Here is a 17,373-nt window from a genome sequence, read left to right on the forward strand (position 1 = left end):
GGCCGCCGTCGGCAGACCGGCCCGCAGGGCGCGGACGAGCGCGACGGCGGCGCGCAGGGAGCGGACGAGCGCCCCTTCCGCCACCTCCTGCACCCCTATCCGGGAGAGCCGGGCGATGCGGCTGAGCGCGAGGTCGCCGTGGCGCAGCAGCCAGCCGGCCGTGGCACCCGCCAGTACGTGCCCGATCAGCATGGGCAGCGACGGCAGCAGCGACATCGAGCAGCCGGTCATGCCCGGCATGCCCGGCATGCCCGGCATGCCCGTGTGCGGCCCGCTCGGGACGCTGACGGGGATCCGCGCCTGCTCCAGGAGCGCGCGGGCCCGGTCGGGACTCAGGGCCGCCGTGCCGTGGGCGCCGCACAGCAGTCGCCTGGCCCGCGCCACGACGGAGGCGTCGGCGGTCAGCGCGGACATGGCGCAGAACTGCCCTATGCCGAAGACGGCGTGCAGGGCGATCTGCCCGACGCTCAGCGTCGCGGCGATGCCCGGCAGCGACCGCTCCCGTCCGGCCAGCGGCACGACGACACAGAAGGCGGCCACGAATCCGACGGCCAGCGTCCACAGCGGAACGCCCTCGGACGAGGCCAGAACGTGCCCCGCCGCGGACAGCGCGACGCAGACCGCGGCGAACACCGCGGCCCTCGGCAGCCGGAGATCGGCCGAGCTGTGCGCCTGGCTGTGGTGCGCCTGACGCGGGTGGGGGGCAGACATGGCGGCCCCATCATCCCACTGCGCCGGGCCTCTCCTCACGGCAGGTCCACACCCTCCGCCGACCCTTTACATGCTGGGCCCCGATCGCGCATCGGCCGTATGGGCGGTATCACGTCAGCTGTGAGATTGCGTCGGTGCGGAGGCGGCAATACGTAACGGTACGTCGAGCCGCGGCCAGGAGGCGGGGAGCATGAGCATCTGGTGGTCTCTGCATCTGCGGCGCGAGGCCGCGAGCGTGCCGCTCGCGCGGCGCCTGCTCGTCGGCACCATGGAGACAGCGGGCGTCGACCCCGATGTCTCGTACGATTTGTCGGTCGCGCTCAGCGAGGCGTGCGCGAACGCGGTCGAGCACGGCGGCGGCGCGGCCGAGGGCGAGACGTCCGGGGCCTACCGGGTGACCGCCTATCTGGACGGCGAGTTGTGCCGTATCGAGGTGGCCGACTCCGGTCCCGGTTTCCCGTCGTTGCGGGGCCGGGCCCCGGCCGCGGTCCGCCCGGCGCCCCCGCCCGACCAGGCGGAGGACGGCCGCGGGCTCTGCCTCATCCGGGAACTCGCCGACCATGTGCACCTGGTGAACAAGCCCGGTGCGGGCGGGGCCGTCGTCAGCTTCGACAAGATCCTGAAGTGGACGACGGACACGCCCGTCCTGGCGGTGTGAACGCCTGCCCCGGCCGGGGCAGGCGGCGCCTCAGCTCTTGAGGCCGTCCATCCACGCCTCGACCTCGTCGGCCCGGCGCGGCAGCGCGGCCGACAGGTTCCTGTTGCCGTCCTCGGTGACCAGGATGTCGTCCTCGATGCGGACGCCGATGCCGCGGTACTCCTCGGGCACCGTCAGGTCGTCGGCCTGGAAGTACAGGCCCGGCTCGACCGTGAGGACCATGCCGGGCTCCAGGGTGCCGTCGACGTACGCCTCGGTGCGGGCGACCGCGCAGTCGTGGACGTCCATGCCGAGCATGTGGCCGGTGCCGTGCAGCGTCCAGCGGCGCTGCAGGCCGAGTTCGAGGACGCGCTCGGCCGGGCCCTCGACCAGGCCCCACTCGACGAGCTTCTCGGCGAGCACGCGCTGCGAGGCGTCGTGGAAGTCGCGGTACTTGGCGCCCGGCTTCACGGCCGCGATGCCCGCCTCCTGGGCCTCGTACACGGCGTCGTAGATCTTGCGCTGGAGTTCGCTGTAGCGGCCGTTGACCGGCAGCGTGCGCGTCACGTCGGCGGTGTAGTACGTGTGCGTCTCCACGCCCGCGTCGAGCAGCAGCAGGTCGCCGGAGCGGACCGGGCCGTCGTTGCGCACCCAGTGCAGGGTGCAGGCGTGCGGGCCCGCGGCGCAGATGGAGCCGTAGCCGATGTCGTTGCCCTCCACGCGCGCGCAGGAAGAACGTGCCCTCGATGTAGCGCTCCGAGGTGGCCTCGGCCTTGTCGAGGACCTTCACCACGTCCTCGAAGCCGCGCACGGTCGAGTCGACGGCCTTCTGCAGTTCGCCGATCTCGAAGGCGTCCTTGACGATGCGCGCCTCGGAGAGGAAGACCTTCAGCTCCTCGTCGCGCTCGGCGGTGACCTTGTCGGTCAGTGCGGCCTCGATGCCCGCGTCGTAGCCGCGCACCACACGCACCGGCCCGGTGGCCTCGCGCAGCGCCTCGGTGAGCTCGCGCACGTCGGAGCAGGGGATGCCGTACAGCTTCTCGGCCTCGGTCAGCGAGTGGCGGCGGCCCACCCACAGCTCGCCCTGCCCGTCGAGCCAGAACTCGCCGTTCTCGCGGTTGGAGCGGGGCAGCAGGTAGAGCGTCTCCCGGTGGCCCGTCCCGTTCGCGACGGGCTCCAGGACGAGGACGCCGTCCTCCGTCTGGTTGCCGGTCAGGTACGCGTACTCGACGGAGGCCCGGAAGGCGTACTCCGTGTCGTTGGAGCGCGTCTTCAGGTTGCCCGCGGGCACGACCAGGCGCTCGCCGGGGAAGCGGGCGGACAGGGCGGCCCGGCGGGCGGCGGTCTCGGCGGCCTGCGGGATCGGCCGCAGGTCGTGCAGCTCGGTGTCGGCCCAGCCGGACTTCATGTTCTCGGCGAGCTCGTCGGACACGCCCGGGTAGAGGCCGTTCTTGCGCTGCTTGATGGGCTCTTCGGTCTCGGTCTCCGGGGTGTCCGGATTGGCGAGCTCCTCCGACACGGTTCCTCCTGGTTAAGGCGTGAATACGGCGTTGGACCCCCTCCATCGTACGAGCGTACGGAAGGGGGCCCGGGGGCGGAGGACCCGTTACTCGGTCCGCCGCTCGCATCACGCGGGTCCGCTACTCGAAGCGCGCCGCGAGCAGCACCACGTCCTCGTCGCTGTCGTCCGCGTCGAACCCGCCGGCAAGCACCGCGTGCAGCACATGGTCGGCGATGGCGCCCGGGTCGTCCCGGTCGGGCCTGGGCACGCTCGCGGCGGCCGCGTGCAGCCGGGCGAAGGCGCGGTCCATGGATTCGCCGGTGCGGCGCAGCAGCCCGTCCGTGTACAGCAGCACGGTCTCGCCGGGCTCCGGGGAGATGTCCACGCTGGGCGCCTCCCAGCAGGCGAGCATGCCCAGCGGCGCCGACAGGGTGGTCTCGGCGAACTCGGTGCGGCGCGCGCCGACCAGCAGGGGCGGGCTGTGTCCGGCGCCCGCGAGCACGATGCGGCGCTGGTCCGGCTCGCAGTAGGCGAACAGGGCGGTGGCGCTGCGGGCGGGTTCGGTCAGGCGCAGCAGCAGCTCCAGGTCGGACAGGACGGCGACGGGATCCTCGCCCTCCATCACCGCGTACGCGCGCAGGGAGGCGCGCAGCCGTCCCATCGCGGCGACGGCGCTCGCGCCGGAGCCGGTGACGGAGCCGACGGCGAGCCCGAGCGCGCCCTCGGGCAGCGGCAGCGCGTCGTACCAGTCGCCGCCGCCGCGCGGGCCCGTGCTGTGCCGGGCGGCGAGCTGGACGCCCGGCACGCGGGGAAGGCGCGGGGGCAGCAGTTCGTCGGCGAGGGTGCGCGACCACGCGCGCGTGCGCTCCAGTTCGATGAGCCGCGCCAGGTGCTCGGTGGCGTAGCGGGCGTACAGGCCGACCAGGTGGCGCATGCGCTCGGCGGGCTCGGCCGGTTCGTCGTAGAGCCAGACGGCGGCGCCGAGCCGGCCCGCCTCCTCGGTGGCGAGCGGCAGCGCGTAGCTCGCCGCGTAGCCGAGGCGGGCGGCGACCTCGCGGTGGCGGGGGTCGAGGCTGTCCTCGGCGAGCAGGTCGGCGCGGGCCTCGGGGCCCGTGGCGCAGCCGTCGAGGATGCGGCCGTGCGAGGTCGCGGAGCGCGGCACCGTCTCGATGTGCCCGAGGTCGGGCCGGGTCAGGCCGAGGCCGACGGTGGTGTCGGGGCCGAGCCCGTCGGCGGGTTCGAGGACGACGAGCCCGCGCCGGGCGCCCACCAGGGCGGCTCCGGCGCGCAGGAGTTCGTGCAGCGCGTCGTCGAGTGCGGCCGTGCGGGCCAGCCGTTCCGTGAGTTCGTGGAGGGTCGTGAGATCGGAGACCCAGCCGGCCAGCCGGTCCTGGATGACGGCTCCCGGCGCGGCCGCCGGGACGGCGGGCGTCTCGCGCGCGTGGTGCGAGGCCGGCGGGATCTCGGGGGCGGATGCGGTCGTGGATGCCGGTGGGGGAACCTGTCCAGGAGGGGAATCGATTCCAGCCACTTTCGGCAGGTGCGGGGTTGTCATGGCTTCCGGCTTTCCGACCGGTGCATATTGCTCAATAGCATCGCAAACCCCCATGTCGGCCTCAGTAGCTCTGCGCCGCTAGCAATGTCTCCACATCTACACGCCCTGGTGAGGGGATGTCCAGCATTGTCCAGATGGGATTCCTGGTGTCTGTGGTGCTCAAGTGGCGTGTGCGGCAATACGCCCTTTCGTTCCGTCGCTCCTCGCCTCCGCTCCTCTTCTCGGTCCGGTGCCGGTCGGGCTCGCTCAAGGATGGCCGAAAAATGACTCAGGGATCGGCATATTGCGATCGACTGGCCTTGTTCAGCTCGGTCCGGCAGAGCGTCATATCGGCCGTGATGGGTACGTACTCGGAGAAGACCAGGGGCAGTCGGGGATCGCCCGGAACCTGGCGACGGACCCGGGCGTCCTCACCATCGACGACCGTGCCCCATCCTCCCGCGGGGAGGCGGCGAGAGCCACGCGCGACGGCAAACGCCAGGCACCGCCACCCCACGCCAGGCTTTTCCAGGACACAGCAGGCGCTCGGACCATAGGGAGTACCCCTGCCCGAGCCGGTGATACCGGCAGGGGCCAGGTGGCTCAGCACGTACGCGCAGTGACTGATCGACACATGGTGTGAAGTAGCCCCACAGCGTTCTCTTCGGTCAACGGAAAGGAACGAGCGCTCATGCGCGAGATCCCCGGAAGGCGACGCAGGTTCCTGTTCCGGCGTGACAGCGGGAAGTCCGGCCTGGTCAGAGTGGCTCTCACGTGTGCGACGGCGTGGCAGTGGCCGGTTCTGCCGGGCATCGGCCTCGAGGCGGCGGGCCGCCGTGACGGCGTCCGCTGCGCCTGCCCCGACCCGGAGTGCACGGTGCCCGGCGCGCATCCGTTCGACCCTGGGCTGCTCGCCGCCACCACCGACGAGCGCATGGTCCGCTGGTGGTGGACCAACCGGCCGAACGCGCCGATCGTCCTCGCCACGGGCGCGCGCGGCGGCGCAGGCCGTGCGCCGTGCGCCGTGAGCCTCCCGGCCGTCGCGGGCGCCCGCGCGCTCGCCGCGCTCGACACGATGGACGTCCGCCTCGGCCCCGTGATCGCGACGCCGGAGCGGCTCTCGATCCTCGTGGCGCCGTACTCGATGGAACAGCTCGGCGAACTGCTGTACGCACGGGACTTCGTGCCCGGTTCGCTGCGCTTCCACGGCGAGGGAGGCTATCTCGCGCTGCCGCCGTCCACGACCGGTGCCGGGCAGGTCCGCTGGGAGCGGGCGCCGCTGCCCGGTTCGGCCGCCCCCTGGGTGCCGGACGTGGAGGCCGTGGTCGACGCGGTGGTGGACGCACTCACTCGTACGGGTGTGAGCGCACCCGAGTTGTAGCGGAATCGGGCGCGCGGCGGGCCGTCGCGCGGGGGCGCGCCGATATCTTCGGCGCATGCCTCCCGCGCCGCCTTCCTCGCGCCTTCGTCTGTTCGGACTTCTCGCCGTGGTGGTGCTCACGGCCGCGCTGCCGCTGGCGGGCGCGTCCGCGGGGCCCGTGCACGACGGGGCGAAGGACCCGGTGCCGAAGAAGGCCGTGTCCGCGGACTCGGCGGACTCGGCGGGTTCGGCGGACTCGGGGGGTTCGGCGGACTCGGCGGATTCTGCGAAAGACCGGTCCGGCGGGGCCGTGGCCGGCGCCCGTACGCGGTCCGGTGACAGCAGTGGCAGCGGTGATCGCGGCAGGGGCGCGCCCGGATCGCTGCTGACCGGTCTCGGGCTGACCGCCGCCGCCCGCTGCGGCCCCGAACTCTCCTCCCCCGAGGGCGTGGAGGCGCAGACGTGTGTGCTCACCCAGGGGCGGGACACATGGGCGCGTACCTATTACCGAAACGCCATGGGCGAGCGGCTCGACGTGGTGCTCACGCTCATGGCGCCCGAAGGACGCACCGTACGGATCGACTGCCCGGTGGGTGCCGGTGACGATCCGGGAATGTGCCAGACGCCGCGGGACCGCACCGAGGGCTCACCGGGGGATTACTCGGCCGTCGCGGAGTACGCGAGCGGCGCGGACGGACCGCTGCTGCTGCGGGCCGGGAGCAACTCGGCGCCGCTGAAGGAAGGTTGAGGCGGCCGGGCGGGCGCGGACATGAAAGCGCCCGGTTGCTGGCGACGGGGGATGCACCAGCAACCGGGCTGCCTGAACGGTAACAAGAGATCGCCGCTCAGCAAATTCGATCTCTTCTATTCGGACATGGATTTACCTGCAACTACCGGGAGTTGTGACCGGAGTCACCCGTTCCGATTGCCTTATTCAAGGCCGAATTCGCTGACCGATCGGTCAGCTTTTCCGGGCGGCACGCGTCAGCTGAGCGTCACCTGTCGATTGGTCAGTCCGCCGCGCGCGCGACGCTCGTCGGCGGTGAGCGGCGCGTCGCTCTCCAGCGCCGCGGTGAGCCGCTCGGCGAACTCGGCGGCCGGCTTCTCGACGTCCTCCGCCTTCACCGAACTCGGCAGGTCCCAGACCGGGACGGTCAGGCCGTGCGCCCGGAACGAGCCGACCAGGCGGGTGCCCTCGCCGAGCGAGGAGGCGCCCGCCGCGTGCAGCCGGGCCAGCGCGTCGAGCAGCTTCTCCTCCGGGTACGGCATGACCCACCGCAGGTGGTTCTTCTCCGGCGTCTCGCACCAATAGGCGCTCTCCACACCGGTGAGCTTCACCGTGAAAATGGCCGCGGCGTTGGCCCGCTCCAGCGACGCCGTGACATCGGCGGAAGCGTTCTCCGAGTCCGGAACCCAGAACTCGAAGCCCTCGTGCACGACCGGCTCGAAAGCGCCCTTCGGGTCGAGCACATCCTGAAGTCGCGGCCCGTCCGACGGCGCGCGGCGCGCCCGCACCGGGCTGCCGGGATCGGCCTCCAGGGCGCGCAGCAGGGTGTCCGCCAGGTCGCGGCTGATGTCACCCGACGACGTGTCGTTCTGCAGGCCGAGCATGACCGAGCCGTCGTCGCGGCGCAGTGCCGGCCACGCCATGGGCAGCACCGTGGCCAGCGTGACCGACGGGACGCCCTCCGGCAGGCCGTCCTTGAGCGTGAGCTCGACCGTCGCCGCCGGCACCAGCTCGCGCAGCGCGATCCAGTCGCCCTCCCCGGCCAGGCCCTCGAAGGGGCGCTGCACCAGCTCGGTCACGGCGTGCGCCGCGGCCCGGCCGTGACATGCCTTGTAGCGGCGGCCGCTGCCGCAGGGGCAGGGCTCCCGGGCGCCGACGACCGGGACGGTTCCATCAGCGCCTCCAGCGCGGGCTCCGGTGGTCGCGGGCGGCTTGCCCTTGCTCTGGGGGCGCTTCTTGGCCATCTTGGGTGTCTCCCGGATACGGCTCTCGTACGTACGGGCGCGAGCCTAGCCCCTCGTACCGACAATGGCGGGAGCCGACGGCGGACCGGGGCCCGCCCGGCGGGTCGGGCCGGACAGGCGCTACCCGAGTTCGTCGAAGGCGTCCGCGAAGTCCAGGTCCGCGAGGCCGTCGGCCAGTTCCTTGACGGACGGCGCGGTGATGCGCGCGGCGAAGTCGTCGCGGCGGTGCGCCGACGCCTGCGCGTGCACGTCCTTGTTGACCAGCACCCAGACGGTGACCTCGCCCCGGACGTCGTCGCGCACGCCCCAGTCGTCGGCGAGCGCCGTGATGATGTTGAGCCCGCGGCCGCCGTGCGCCGTGACCGACGGGGTGGCCGGAACCGGGCGGGTCGGCCCGCCGCCGTCCGTCACCTCGACCATGAGGCGGCCACGGTCGTCTATGTGCCAGGCGGCGCGTACGTCCCCGTCGCCCGCCAGGTCGTCGCCCAGCGGCCTGCCGTGCCGGCAGGCATTGCTCAGCAGTTCGGAAAGGATGAGTACGGCATCGTCCACGACCGAGTCAGGTACACCGCTGACGCGCAACTGCTCGCGCATCCTGTGTCGTGCCTCGCCCACGCCCGCAGGGCCATGGGGTACGGCCATGCTCGACGACGCCGGCACCTCCTGTGCCACCATCAACGCCACCCCCGAGACCTCCTTTGCCCCACGCCACGGTGTGAATGCCCCACTGGCCTTGACCGGAAACCGGCCGATCCAAGTCCGGTGACGCACTCGTAACGATCGAACACGTTCCGAACGCGCCGGAGCACTCCCCGTGACGAGCCGAGTGCCCCTGGCGAAGGGCATCGGGAACGTGGCCCGAACGAGCTGTCGTCAGCTCCTTGCGAGGTGCCGAAGGACAGCGGCGGGACGGTTGGTGATGATCGCGTCGACGCCCAGGCGGACACACAGGTCCACGTCCTCCGGTTCGTCGACCGTCCAGACGTGGACCTGGTGACCCGCGCGCGCGAGTTTCTCGACGTACCCGGGGTTGTTGCGCACGATGCGGATGCCGGGGCCCGCGATGCCTACCCCCGTGGGCAGGCGCCCCTCGCGGTGGCGCGGCGAGACGAACTGCATCAGGTACACCGTCGGCAGCCCCGGCGAAGCCGCCCGCACGCGCGCGAGGGAACGCGCGGAGAAACTCATCACCCTGACGGGAGAAGGCTCGCCCGGCGGCGGCGTGTCCAGGCCGAACCGCTTGAGCAGGAGCAGCAGCCGCTCCTCGACCTGGCCCGCCCAGCGCGTGGGGTGCTTGGTCTCGATGGCCAGCTCCACCCGGCGCCCGGCGTCCGCGACCAGTTCCAGGAGCCGCTCCAGGGTCAGCACCGACGTGTCGGTCGCACTGCTCGCCCAGTCCGGGCCCTCCTCCCGGTCCTTCCACGAGCCGAAGTCGAGAGCCGCGAGATCCGCCAGTTCCAGGGCCGAGACGGCGCCCCGGCCGTTCGACGTACGGTTGACACGACGGTCGTGCACACATACAAGATGGCCGTCCGCCGTGAGCCGCACGTCGCACTCAAGGGCGTCGGCGCCGTCCTCGATCGCCTTCTTGTACGCGGCCAGTGTGTGCTCGGGGGCGTCGTCCGAGGCTCCGCGGTGGGCGACGACCTGAATGCGTTCGTGTGGTGCGTGGGTCACCGCGTCATCGTGCCACCGCGCGGTGGCAAGGGAGGAAAACGTCCGCCCAGCGGATGCGTCCGTTTCGCCGGACATAAAAGATGGCAGCGGACACACAGCCACGCCTTATGGTGCCCTGACGTCTGGTGGGAAAAGCTGACGGCGTACAACAGCGCCATGGGCCCGCGCCAGGACCATCGCCAGATCACCAGAACCATGCGACAACCATGCGACGACAGCCGTTGACCGAGGAGAGAAAGCTGTGAGCACCGAGAACGAGGGCACCGAGGTTCCCCCGGCACCGTCCGCACCTCCCGTGCCGGCGGACGCTCCCGCTGCTCCCGCGTCGGCACCTTCGGCCCCGGCCGCTCCGCCGGCCGCCGAAGGCGGCGCGCCCGACCCGTCGGCCCCCACACCTCCGGCGGGCGACACCCAGCAGGCCCCGCAGCCCCCGCAGGCCCCGTCGGCCCCGCAGCCCCAGCAGGCCCCGTCGGCCCCGCAGCCCCCGCAGGCCCCGTCGGCCCCGCAGACCACGGCCGCTCACCCGCAGGGTCCCGCGGGACCGGGCGGCCCGGCAGGTCCCGCGGGTGCGGCAGGGCCCGCGCCCGTGGGCGACTGGCCGCCCCCGGCCCCGCCGGCCGTCCCGGCGTACGCGTCGGGCGGTGGGGCCGGCTCGTCGTGGGGCGCCTCCTACCAGCAGCCCGAGCCCAAGCCGGGTGGCCGGCGCGGCGGGCTGATCGCCGCGGTCGTGGCCGCCGCCCTGATCGCGGGCGGCGTCGGTGGCGGCGTCGGCTACTGGGCCGCGGAGCGCCACGACGAGAGCGGCACAGGCTCCACCACCGTCTCCGCCTCCAGCCCCGCGGGCGTCAAGCGCGACCCGGGCAGCGTCGCGGCGGTGGCCGCCAGGGCGTTGCCCAGCACCGTGACCATCCAGGCCGAGGGGACCAACGGCGAGGGCGGCACCGGCACCGGCTTCGTATACGACAAGCAGGGCCACATCCTCACCAACAACCACGTGGTGGCGGACGCCGTCGACGGCGGCAAGCTGACGGCGACGTTCCCCGACGGCAAGAAGTACAACGCCGAGGTGATCGGCCACGCGCAGGGGTACGACGTCGCGGTCGTCAAGCTGAAGAACGCGCCGAGCAACCTCAAGCCGCTCGTGCTCGGTGACTCCGACAAGGTCGCCGTCGGCGACCCGACCATCGCGATCGGCGCCCCCTTCGGACTGTCGAACACGGTGACGACGGGCATCGTCTCGGCGAAGAACCGCCCGGTCGCCTCCAGCGACGGCAGCGGCACCAGCAAGGCCTCGTACATGAGCGCCCTGCAGACCGACGCGTCGATCAACCCGGGCAACTCCGGCGGTCCGTTGCTCGACGGGGCGGGTGACGTGATCGGCATCAACTCCGCCATCCAGTCCTCCACCAGCGGCGGCTTCGGCTCCGGCGGTCAGTCGGGATCGATCGGTCTCGGCTTCGCCATCCCGATCAACCAGGCGAAGATGGTCGCCCAGCAGCTGATCAAGACCGGCCGGCCGGTCTACCCGGTGATCGGCGCCTCGGTCTCCCTCCAGGAGGGCGCCGGCGGCGCGAAGATCACCGAGCAGGGCGCGGGCGGCTCCGCCGCGGTCACCCCGAACGGCCCGGCCGCCAAGGCGGGCCTGAAGCCGGGTGACACCATCACGCGCCTCGACGACCAGCCGATCGACTCGGGCCCGACCCTGATCAGCGAGATCTGGACCCACAAGCCGGGCGACACCGTCAAGCTGACCTACAAGCGGGGCGGCCAGGAGCACACGGTGAACGTCACGCTGGGGGAGCGCAAGGGCGACAGCTGACGGTCGCCCCCGGCGGCCGACGTCCGGTGGCCCGGGACCTCAGGCCCCGACAGGAGTGATCAATTCGCTTCTGTCGGGGTCCTGATGCTTTTCGGGGGTGTTCGGTTCCCTGTTCGCGTGAGAAACATCGCACACAGGTTCCGTACAACCTTTTCCCGCCCCAGCAGGTCTGAAGCACATGACGGTGACACGTAATCTATAGGTCGCATTCATCTGTTTTTCTCTTATGTGTCATTGCGTGCAGGCGAAGGAGCGGACAGTGCACAACCCGGAGGCGCCTCAACTGGTGGCGACATACCGGCGCATCCTGCCGGTGGGTGCGCGCCGCGCCATTGCCCAGCGCGTCGACCCCGAGCTCAGGCGTCAGGTCAAGGTGAAGATCGCGGCCGCCGCCGACACCACGGAGACCTGGAAGAAGACCCGCTTCGCCCGCAGGTTCGGCCCCCTGGTCGCACACCCCGACCGCAGGGTCGTGTACGTGGCGCACTCCGCGCGCATCGCGCACGTGCAGGAGGACCCCACCCCGCTGTCGGCCCGCCGCGCCAACCTCGAAGACGTCATGTCGGCGCTGCGCGGCGCGGGTATCGCCCACTTCTGTGTCCGCACCGCCTCCCACACGGCGGCCGCCGTCGCCGTCGAGGAGAGCGACCGGGCCCGCGCCCTCGCCGCCCTCGGCCGTCTGTGCCGCATCAAGCCCGGCTATGTGTCGGCGGCCGGACGCGGCGCGGCGGACGTGCCCGACGGGGCCCTCGCCCCCGGCTACCAGGCCGCCTCCTGGCCTCGCTTCGGCGCGGCCGACGCGATCCGCTGCACCTGGTACCGCACGGACGCGGCCGGCGCGCTGGTCCTCGGCGCACGCTACGGCTGCGACATCGAGTTCTGGCGGCGCCAGGGCGGCGAACTCGTCTCGCCCCGCGGCGGCGTCATCACCGAGAGCGTGCCCGCCGACGAGGCGCCGGTGCAGGCCGACGAATCGCTCTTCACGGACCTCGCGCCGCTGGAGCCGCGACCGGGGTACGAGCCGGTGCGCGTGCCCACCCGGCCGTTCTTCACGGCCCGCACCACACAGCGCCCCGACTTCCCCATCGACGCGGTCTACACCTGGGTGGACGGCAACGACGAGAAGTGGGCGCGCCGCCGAGCCGAGCACGCCGACGTCCCGTACCACGCGGAGTCCGCCAACGACGCGCGCTTCCTCAGCCGCGACGAACTGCGCTACTCCCTCAGGTCACTCCACCTGTACGCGCCGTGGATCCGGAACATCTACATCGTCACGGACGACCAGACCCCGTCCTGGCTCGACACGGACCACCCGAAGATCAAGCTCGTCTCGCACCGGGACATCTTCCGGCCCGCCGACGTCCTGCCGGTCTTCAACTCGCACGCGATCGAAAGCCAACTGCACCACATCGAGGGGCTCTCCGAGCACTTCCTCTACCTCAACGACGACGTGATGTTCGGCCGGGAGGTCGTCCCGCAGGACTTCTTCCTCCGCAACGGCCTGAGCAAGTTCTTCCCCTCGCCCGCGCTCGTGCCGCTCGGCGACCGCGACCCGTCCGACCCGCCGGTCGCCGCCGCGGGCAAGAACAACCGGCGCCTCATCGAGGAGCGGTTCGGGGCGACGCTCGTGCAGAAGATGAAGCACATGCCGCACGCACTGCACCGCGCCGTCCTCGCCGAGATCGAGGACGAGTTCCCCGAGGAGCACCGCAGAACCGCGGCCAGCAGATTCCGCAGCCCCGACGACATCTCGGTGACGTCGTCCCTGCACCACTACTACGCCTTCCACACCAGCCGTGCCTTCCCGGCCCGCGGCGGACTGCGGTACATGTACTGCGACATCTCGCAGGACGGCGCCGAGCGGAAGCTCGGTACACTCCTCAAGCAGCGCAGCCACCACGTGCTGTGCGTCAACGACACGGTCTCCGACGCGTCGGACATGACGCGGCTCGGCGACCTGCTGGACACGTTCCTCGGCCGGTACTTCCCGTCACCCAGCCCGTTCGAGCGGGACGCGTGACCACGTGAGCAACGGTATGGGATTCACCAGACATATGAGACAACTGCCGTCGCCCGCGAACGCGTTGCGCCGCTCCAAGGTGCTGCGCGCGGGCTACACCAAGGGCGTCGCGGCGGGCCGCGCCGCCAAGTCACGCCTGAACGCGTACGTCGCCGCGCGCGCCGCCGCCGACGACGGGCCGAGCATCACGCCGCAGCACCTGTCCCTCCTCGACGGCCGCACCCTGAACGTCTGCGTCCTCGTGCCCGAGGGCGTCGACGCCGTCGCGGCCCGGCTGCTGATCGGCGCGTCGTCGGACCCGGCGCCGGTGCCGCTGACCCTGACCCCGCGGGGCGCCGGGCGCACCCCGCGGGCGACGGCCACGGCCGTGCTCGACCTCCTCGACGTGGATGCGAGTACGCACACGGGCACCGGGGCCGGTGCGGTGACCGGGGCGGGGGCCGGTTCCCCGCTCCCCTCGGGCCTGCGCAGGTTCCTGCTCGCGCCGGGGGACTGGCCACTGTCCGTGGAGTTCACCACGGGGACCGGCGCCGCCGAGCGGTTCGCCCTCGTCGATCCGCCGACGCTGATGCCGGACGGGCCCAACGCCCCGGACCCGGTCCGGGCCGACGGCACGTACTGCCGCGTCACCACCACGCCCACGGGCCGCGCCCGGATCTCGCTGGGGCACGACCCGGCCGCCGCCGAGCTGATCTCCATCGACCTCGGCTGGACCGACCTGACCCTGCGCGGCCGACTCACCGGAGCCGACGAACACCAGGGCGCCACCGTCGAGTTGCGGCTCCGCGGCGGCGGCGTGACCCACCGCGCCACCCCCACCTGGTCCGGCGACCGGTTCAGCTGCACCCTCGACGCGACCGCGTTCGGCGCCGTCGGCACCAAGGAACAGGTGTGGGACCTGGTCCTCAAGCGCCCCGGCCACAAGGCGATGCGCATCGCCCGGCGCCGCACCGACGTGCGCGAGCCCAAGGCCGTGTACCGCATGCCCTACCGGCTGCTGGCCGCCCCCGGCGGCAACGCGTTCCGCGTCAACCCGTACTACACGCCCGCAGGCAACCTGGCCCTGCGCGGCGCCCTCGTCGCCACCGCCACAGGAAGCCCGGGAAGTAACCGATGAAGATCACGTTTCTGCTCACCTGGGGCGACGAGATGGGCGGCACCGAACAGGCGGTGTACACCCAGGCCACGCACCTCGCCCCGCGCCACACCGTCGAGGTGCTCAGCGTCGTCAAGACACGCCCCGAGCCGTTCTTCGGCGTGGACGACCGTGTCCCCGTGCGCTACCTCGTCGACCGCACCGGCCCCGTCCCGCGCCCGGTCCGCGACAGCGGCCTCGGCGACGACGAGTGCCGCCGCCTGGCCGGACTGCCCAGCGACCTGATCAGCCCGGTCTGGGAGAAGACGTTCGACGCCCTGACGGACGTCGAGATGAAGCGCGCCCTGCGCACCATCGACACCGACGTCCTCATCACCACCTCGCCCGCCCTGATGTCGGCCGTCGCCGACCTCGTGCCCTCCCGCGTCATCACGATCCAGCAGGAGCACCGCCCCTCCCAGCTGCGGGGCGGCACCGGCGAACCGCTGCTCCTGAGGGCGCCCGAGATCGACGCCCTGGTGGTCCTGACGGAACGTACGCGCCAGTGGCTGGAGGAGTCGCTCGGCGCCGCCGCGCCGCGGCTCGCCGCCATCCCCAACGCCATCCCGGAGGGTTTCCGGCCGCGCTCCAGCCTCAGCGGCCGGACCATCGTGATGCCGCGCCGCCTGGTCCCCGACAAGCAGGTCGACCACGCGATCCAGGCGTTCGCCAAGGTGCTGCCCGACCACCCCGGCTGGCGGCTGCGTGTCTTCGGCGACGGCCCCCAGCTGGCCGCGCTGCGCGGCCTCGTCCAGGGGCTCGGCCTGCACGACTCCGTCGAGATCCTCGGCCCGAGCCAGCACATGACCGAGGAGTGGGCCAAGGCCAGCCTCACGATCCTGCCCTCGCAGGACGGCGAGGCCCTGCCGCTCGTGCTCCTGGAGGCGTTCGCGGCGGGCGTGCCCGCGGTCGCGTACGACATCGTCACCGGGCCCGCCGAGATCATCCGGCACGGCGAGGACGGCCTGCTCGTCCCGCCGAACGACATCGAAGGACTCGCCGCCGCGATCTCCCGCCTCATGGGCGACGAGGAACTGCTGCGCACCTTCGGCGAGAACGCGTACGACGGCGCCGCCCGCTTCTCCGCCGACACCATCGTCGCCCAGTGGGAGAGCCTCTTCGAGGAACTGGTCGCCCGCCGCGACGACCCCCGCCGCATGGCCGAGCGCGCCGACCGCATGGCGCACCGTACGGTCCACGGCGGCGCGGGCCGCTTCCACGTCGCGGTCGCCGCGGACCGCACCGCGCCCTCGACGGGGGACCAGCGCGCCCGCGAGGACGAGCTGGCCGCCGCCGACGCGAACCTGATCCGGGCGGCGGGCCGCCTCTCCGAGGTCCGCGACGACCTGCGCGCCCCCGACATCACGCTGCGCAACTTCACCACGGTCGTCGACGTCCTGGAGGAGCACGCGATCCCGTTCGTCGTCCTGCGCGGCCGGGACGGCGTCCACCGCCACCGGGTCGCCGTGGACTCCGCCGACCAGGCGAAGACCCGCGCGGTGCTCGCCCAGGCGTACCGCGGCCGCCCCGTCTACGCCGAGCTGCTCAAGCCGCGCACGCACGCACCCGCGGTGCTGCTCGGCGAGCGCCTCGACCAGGCGGGCGACGTGGCGGGCCTGCGCGTCTTCTGGCCGGTCACCACGTCGAGCCGCACCCTGCGCTACGGGCCCGCGTACGGCTGTGACCTGGAGTTCTGGCAGAAGATCGAGGAGGCCGACGGCGGCGACGGGCAGTTCACGGCGCCGCTGCGGCCCACCGGAGCAGGATCGAGTCTGCCCACGCTCACACCGGACGCCACGCTGCGCGTCGCGGACCGCGAACTGCCGACGCTCGCTCCGTTCGCGGGCCGGCTCGTCACCGACGTAGCCTTCCCGATCGACGCCGTCTACACCTGGGTCGACGACTCCGACCCGCGCTGGCAGGAGCGCCGCGCCGCCCGGCGCGCGGAGCTGGGCCTCGCACCGGAGGCCGCGGGCGACGAGAGCGCCCGCTTCCGCAACCGCGACGAACTGCGCTACTCCCTGCGCTCGTTGGCGATGTTCGCACCGTGGGTGCGCAAGGTGTACCTGGTCACGGACGACCAGACACCGGAGTGGCTCGACACGGACCACCCGGGGATCGAGGTCGTCTCCCACAGCCGGATCTTCGCCGACCAGGACAACCTCCCCACCTTCAACTCCCACGCCATCGAAAGCCAGTTGCACCGCATCGAGGGACTCGCGGAGCACTTCCTCTACCTCAACGACGACGTGTTCTTCGGCCGCCCGGTCGGCGCCGAGCTGTTCTTCCAGTCCAACGGGGCGTCCCGCTTCTTCTGGTCGCCGACCACCGTGCCGCTCGGCGAGGCGACCGAGGAGGACGAGGGCTACTTCGCGGCGGCGAAGAACAACCGCCGCCTGCTGGAGGACCGCTTCGGCACGACGGTCGCCAACTCCTTCCTGCACGCCCCGCACGCCCTGCGCAAGAGCGTCCTGGAGCGGATCACCGAGGAGTTCGCCGAGGCCGCGGAGCGCACGGCCGCGACCCCGCTGCGCGGCTGGCAGGACATCTCCGTCCCGTCCTCGCTCCACCACCACTACGGCTACCTCACCGGCACCGCCATCCCCGGCGGCATCCGGTGTGCCTACGCGAACGTGGGCGCCTACGACCGCCACCCCGAACTGACCCGACTCCTCACCCTCCGCCGCCACGACGTCTTCTGCCTCGGCGAGGCACCGGACGCCGAGGTCCCCGAGGACGAGCAGGCGCGCGTCGTCGAGACCTTCCTGAAGGCATACTTCCCGGTGCCCAGCCCGTACGAGCGCACGCACGCCCCGCAGAAAGCCCAAGAGCACCATGCCTGACGCCGCCCCCTCCCCCGCGTCCCCCACATCCCCCGCGTCCCCCACCTCCGCCGCATCGCCCACCTCCCCGGCCCGCATCACGAAGGCCGTCATTCCCGCGGCGGGCCTTGGCACGCGGTTCTTGCCGGCGACGAAGGCGACTCCGAAGGAGATGCTGCCGGTGGT

Annotated in this window: 12 protein-coding genes and 2 pseudogenes; 8 read left to right on the forward strand and 6 right to left on the reverse strand. The window is 72.3% G+C overall.

The window, feature by feature from the left end:
* On the reverse strand, positions 1-711 hold a 711-nt coding region (locus tag OFY01_RS05250), incomplete at its 3' end, for a hypothetical protein (protein ID WP_266596755.1).
* Between the two features lie 190 nt (positions 712-901).
* Here OFY01_RS05250 and OFY01_RS05255 point away from each other — a divergent pair.
* A complete protein-coding gene (locus OFY01_RS05255) occupies positions 902-1,369 on the forward strand; it encodes an ATP-binding protein (RefSeq protein ID WP_266596757.1) in 468 nt (155 codons plus the stop codon).
* A gap of 30 nt (positions 1,370-1,399) precedes the next feature.
* On the opposite strand, the pseudogene OFY01_RS05260 reads toward OFY01_RS05255, so the two are convergent.
* A pseudogene (locus tag OFY01_RS05260) lies at positions 1,400-2,867 on the reverse strand (aminopeptidase P family protein).
* Between the two features lie 121 nt (positions 2,868-2,988).
* Positions 2,989-4,458 carry a PP2C family protein-serine/threonine phosphatase gene (locus OFY01_RS05265; RefSeq protein WP_266596759.1) on the reverse strand — a complete coding sequence of 490 codons (1,470 nt, stop codon included), beginning with the start codon at positions 4,456-4,458 and terminating at the stop codon, positions 2,989-2,991.
* 616 nt (positions 4,459-5,074) lie between these two features.
* Here OFY01_RS05265 and OFY01_RS05270 point away from each other — a divergent pair.
* On the forward strand, positions 5,075-5,764 hold the full coding sequence (locus OFY01_RS05270; RefSeq protein WP_266596761.1) for a bifunctional DNA primase/polymerase: 690 nt from the start codon (positions 5,075-5,077) through the stop codon (positions 5,762-5,764).
* 55 nt (positions 5,765-5,819) lie between these two features.
* Positions 5,820-6,491, forward strand: a complete 672-nt coding sequence (locus OFY01_RS05275) for a hypothetical protein (protein WP_266596763.1) — start codon at positions 5,820-5,822, stop codon at positions 6,489-6,491.
* Positions 6,492-6,727: 236 nt separating this feature from the next.
* Here the strand turns inward: OFY01_RS05275 and OFY01_RS05280 are convergent, their stop codons facing one another.
* The 3 genes from OFY01_RS05280 to OFY01_RS05290 form a co-directional block, all read right to left on the reverse strand.
* A complete protein-coding gene (locus OFY01_RS05280; RefSeq protein ID WP_266596765.1) occupies positions 6,728-7,714 on the reverse strand; it encodes a DUF5926 family protein in 987 nt (328 codons plus the stop codon).
* 120 nt (positions 7,715-7,834) lie between these two features.
* A complete protein-coding gene (locus OFY01_RS05285) occupies positions 7,835-8,485 on the reverse strand; it encodes an ATP-binding protein (RefSeq protein WP_266596767.1) in 651 nt (216 codons plus the stop codon).
* 102 nt (positions 8,486-8,587) lie between these two features.
* Positions 8,588-9,391: a glycerophosphodiester phosphodiesterase gene (locus tag OFY01_RS05290; RefSeq protein WP_266596769.1), complete on the reverse strand. Its 804-nt coding sequence runs from the start codon at positions 9,389-9,391 to the stop codon at positions 8,588-8,590.
* Positions 9,392-9,632: 241 nt separating this feature from the next.
* Here OFY01_RS05290 and OFY01_RS05295 point away from each other — a divergent pair, with 241 nt between their 5' ends.
* The 5 genes and pseudogenes from OFY01_RS05295 to OFY01_RS05315 all read left to right on the forward strand — a co-directional run.
* Complete coding sequence (locus OFY01_RS05295; protein WP_266596771.1) at positions 9,633-11,210, forward strand: S1C family serine protease; 1,578 nt, start codon at positions 9,633-9,635, stop codon at positions 11,208-11,210.
* A gap of 259 nt (positions 11,211-11,469) precedes the next feature.
* Positions 11,470-13,230, forward strand: a complete 1,761-nt coding sequence (locus tag OFY01_RS05300) for a stealth family protein (RefSeq protein ID WP_266596773.1) — start codon at positions 11,470-11,472, stop codon at positions 13,228-13,230.
* Between the two features lie 34 nt (positions 13,231-13,264).
* Complete coding sequence (locus tag OFY01_RS05305; protein ID WP_266596774.1) at positions 13,265-14,347, forward strand: hypothetical protein; 1,083 nt, start codon at positions 13,265-13,267, stop codon at positions 14,345-14,347.
* Complete coding sequence (locus OFY01_RS05310) at positions 14,344-17,208, forward strand: stealth conserved region 3 domain-containing protein (RefSeq protein WP_266596775.1); 2,865 nt, start codon at positions 14,344-14,346, stop codon at positions 17,206-17,208. Before OFY01_RS05305 ends, OFY01_RS05310 begins: the two co-directional genes overlap by 4 nt.
* A pseudogene (locus OFY01_RS05315) lies at positions 17,201-17,373 on the forward strand (UTP--glucose-1-phosphate uridylyltransferase); the annotation flags it as partial. The gene OFY01_RS05310 and the pseudogene OFY01_RS05315, both read left to right, overlap by 8 nt.

The sequence above is a fragment of the Streptomyces beihaiensis genome, assembly GCF_026274175.1.
Lineage (GTDB): Bacteria > Actinomycetota > Actinomycetes > Streptomycetales > Streptomycetaceae > Streptomyces > Streptomyces beihaiensis.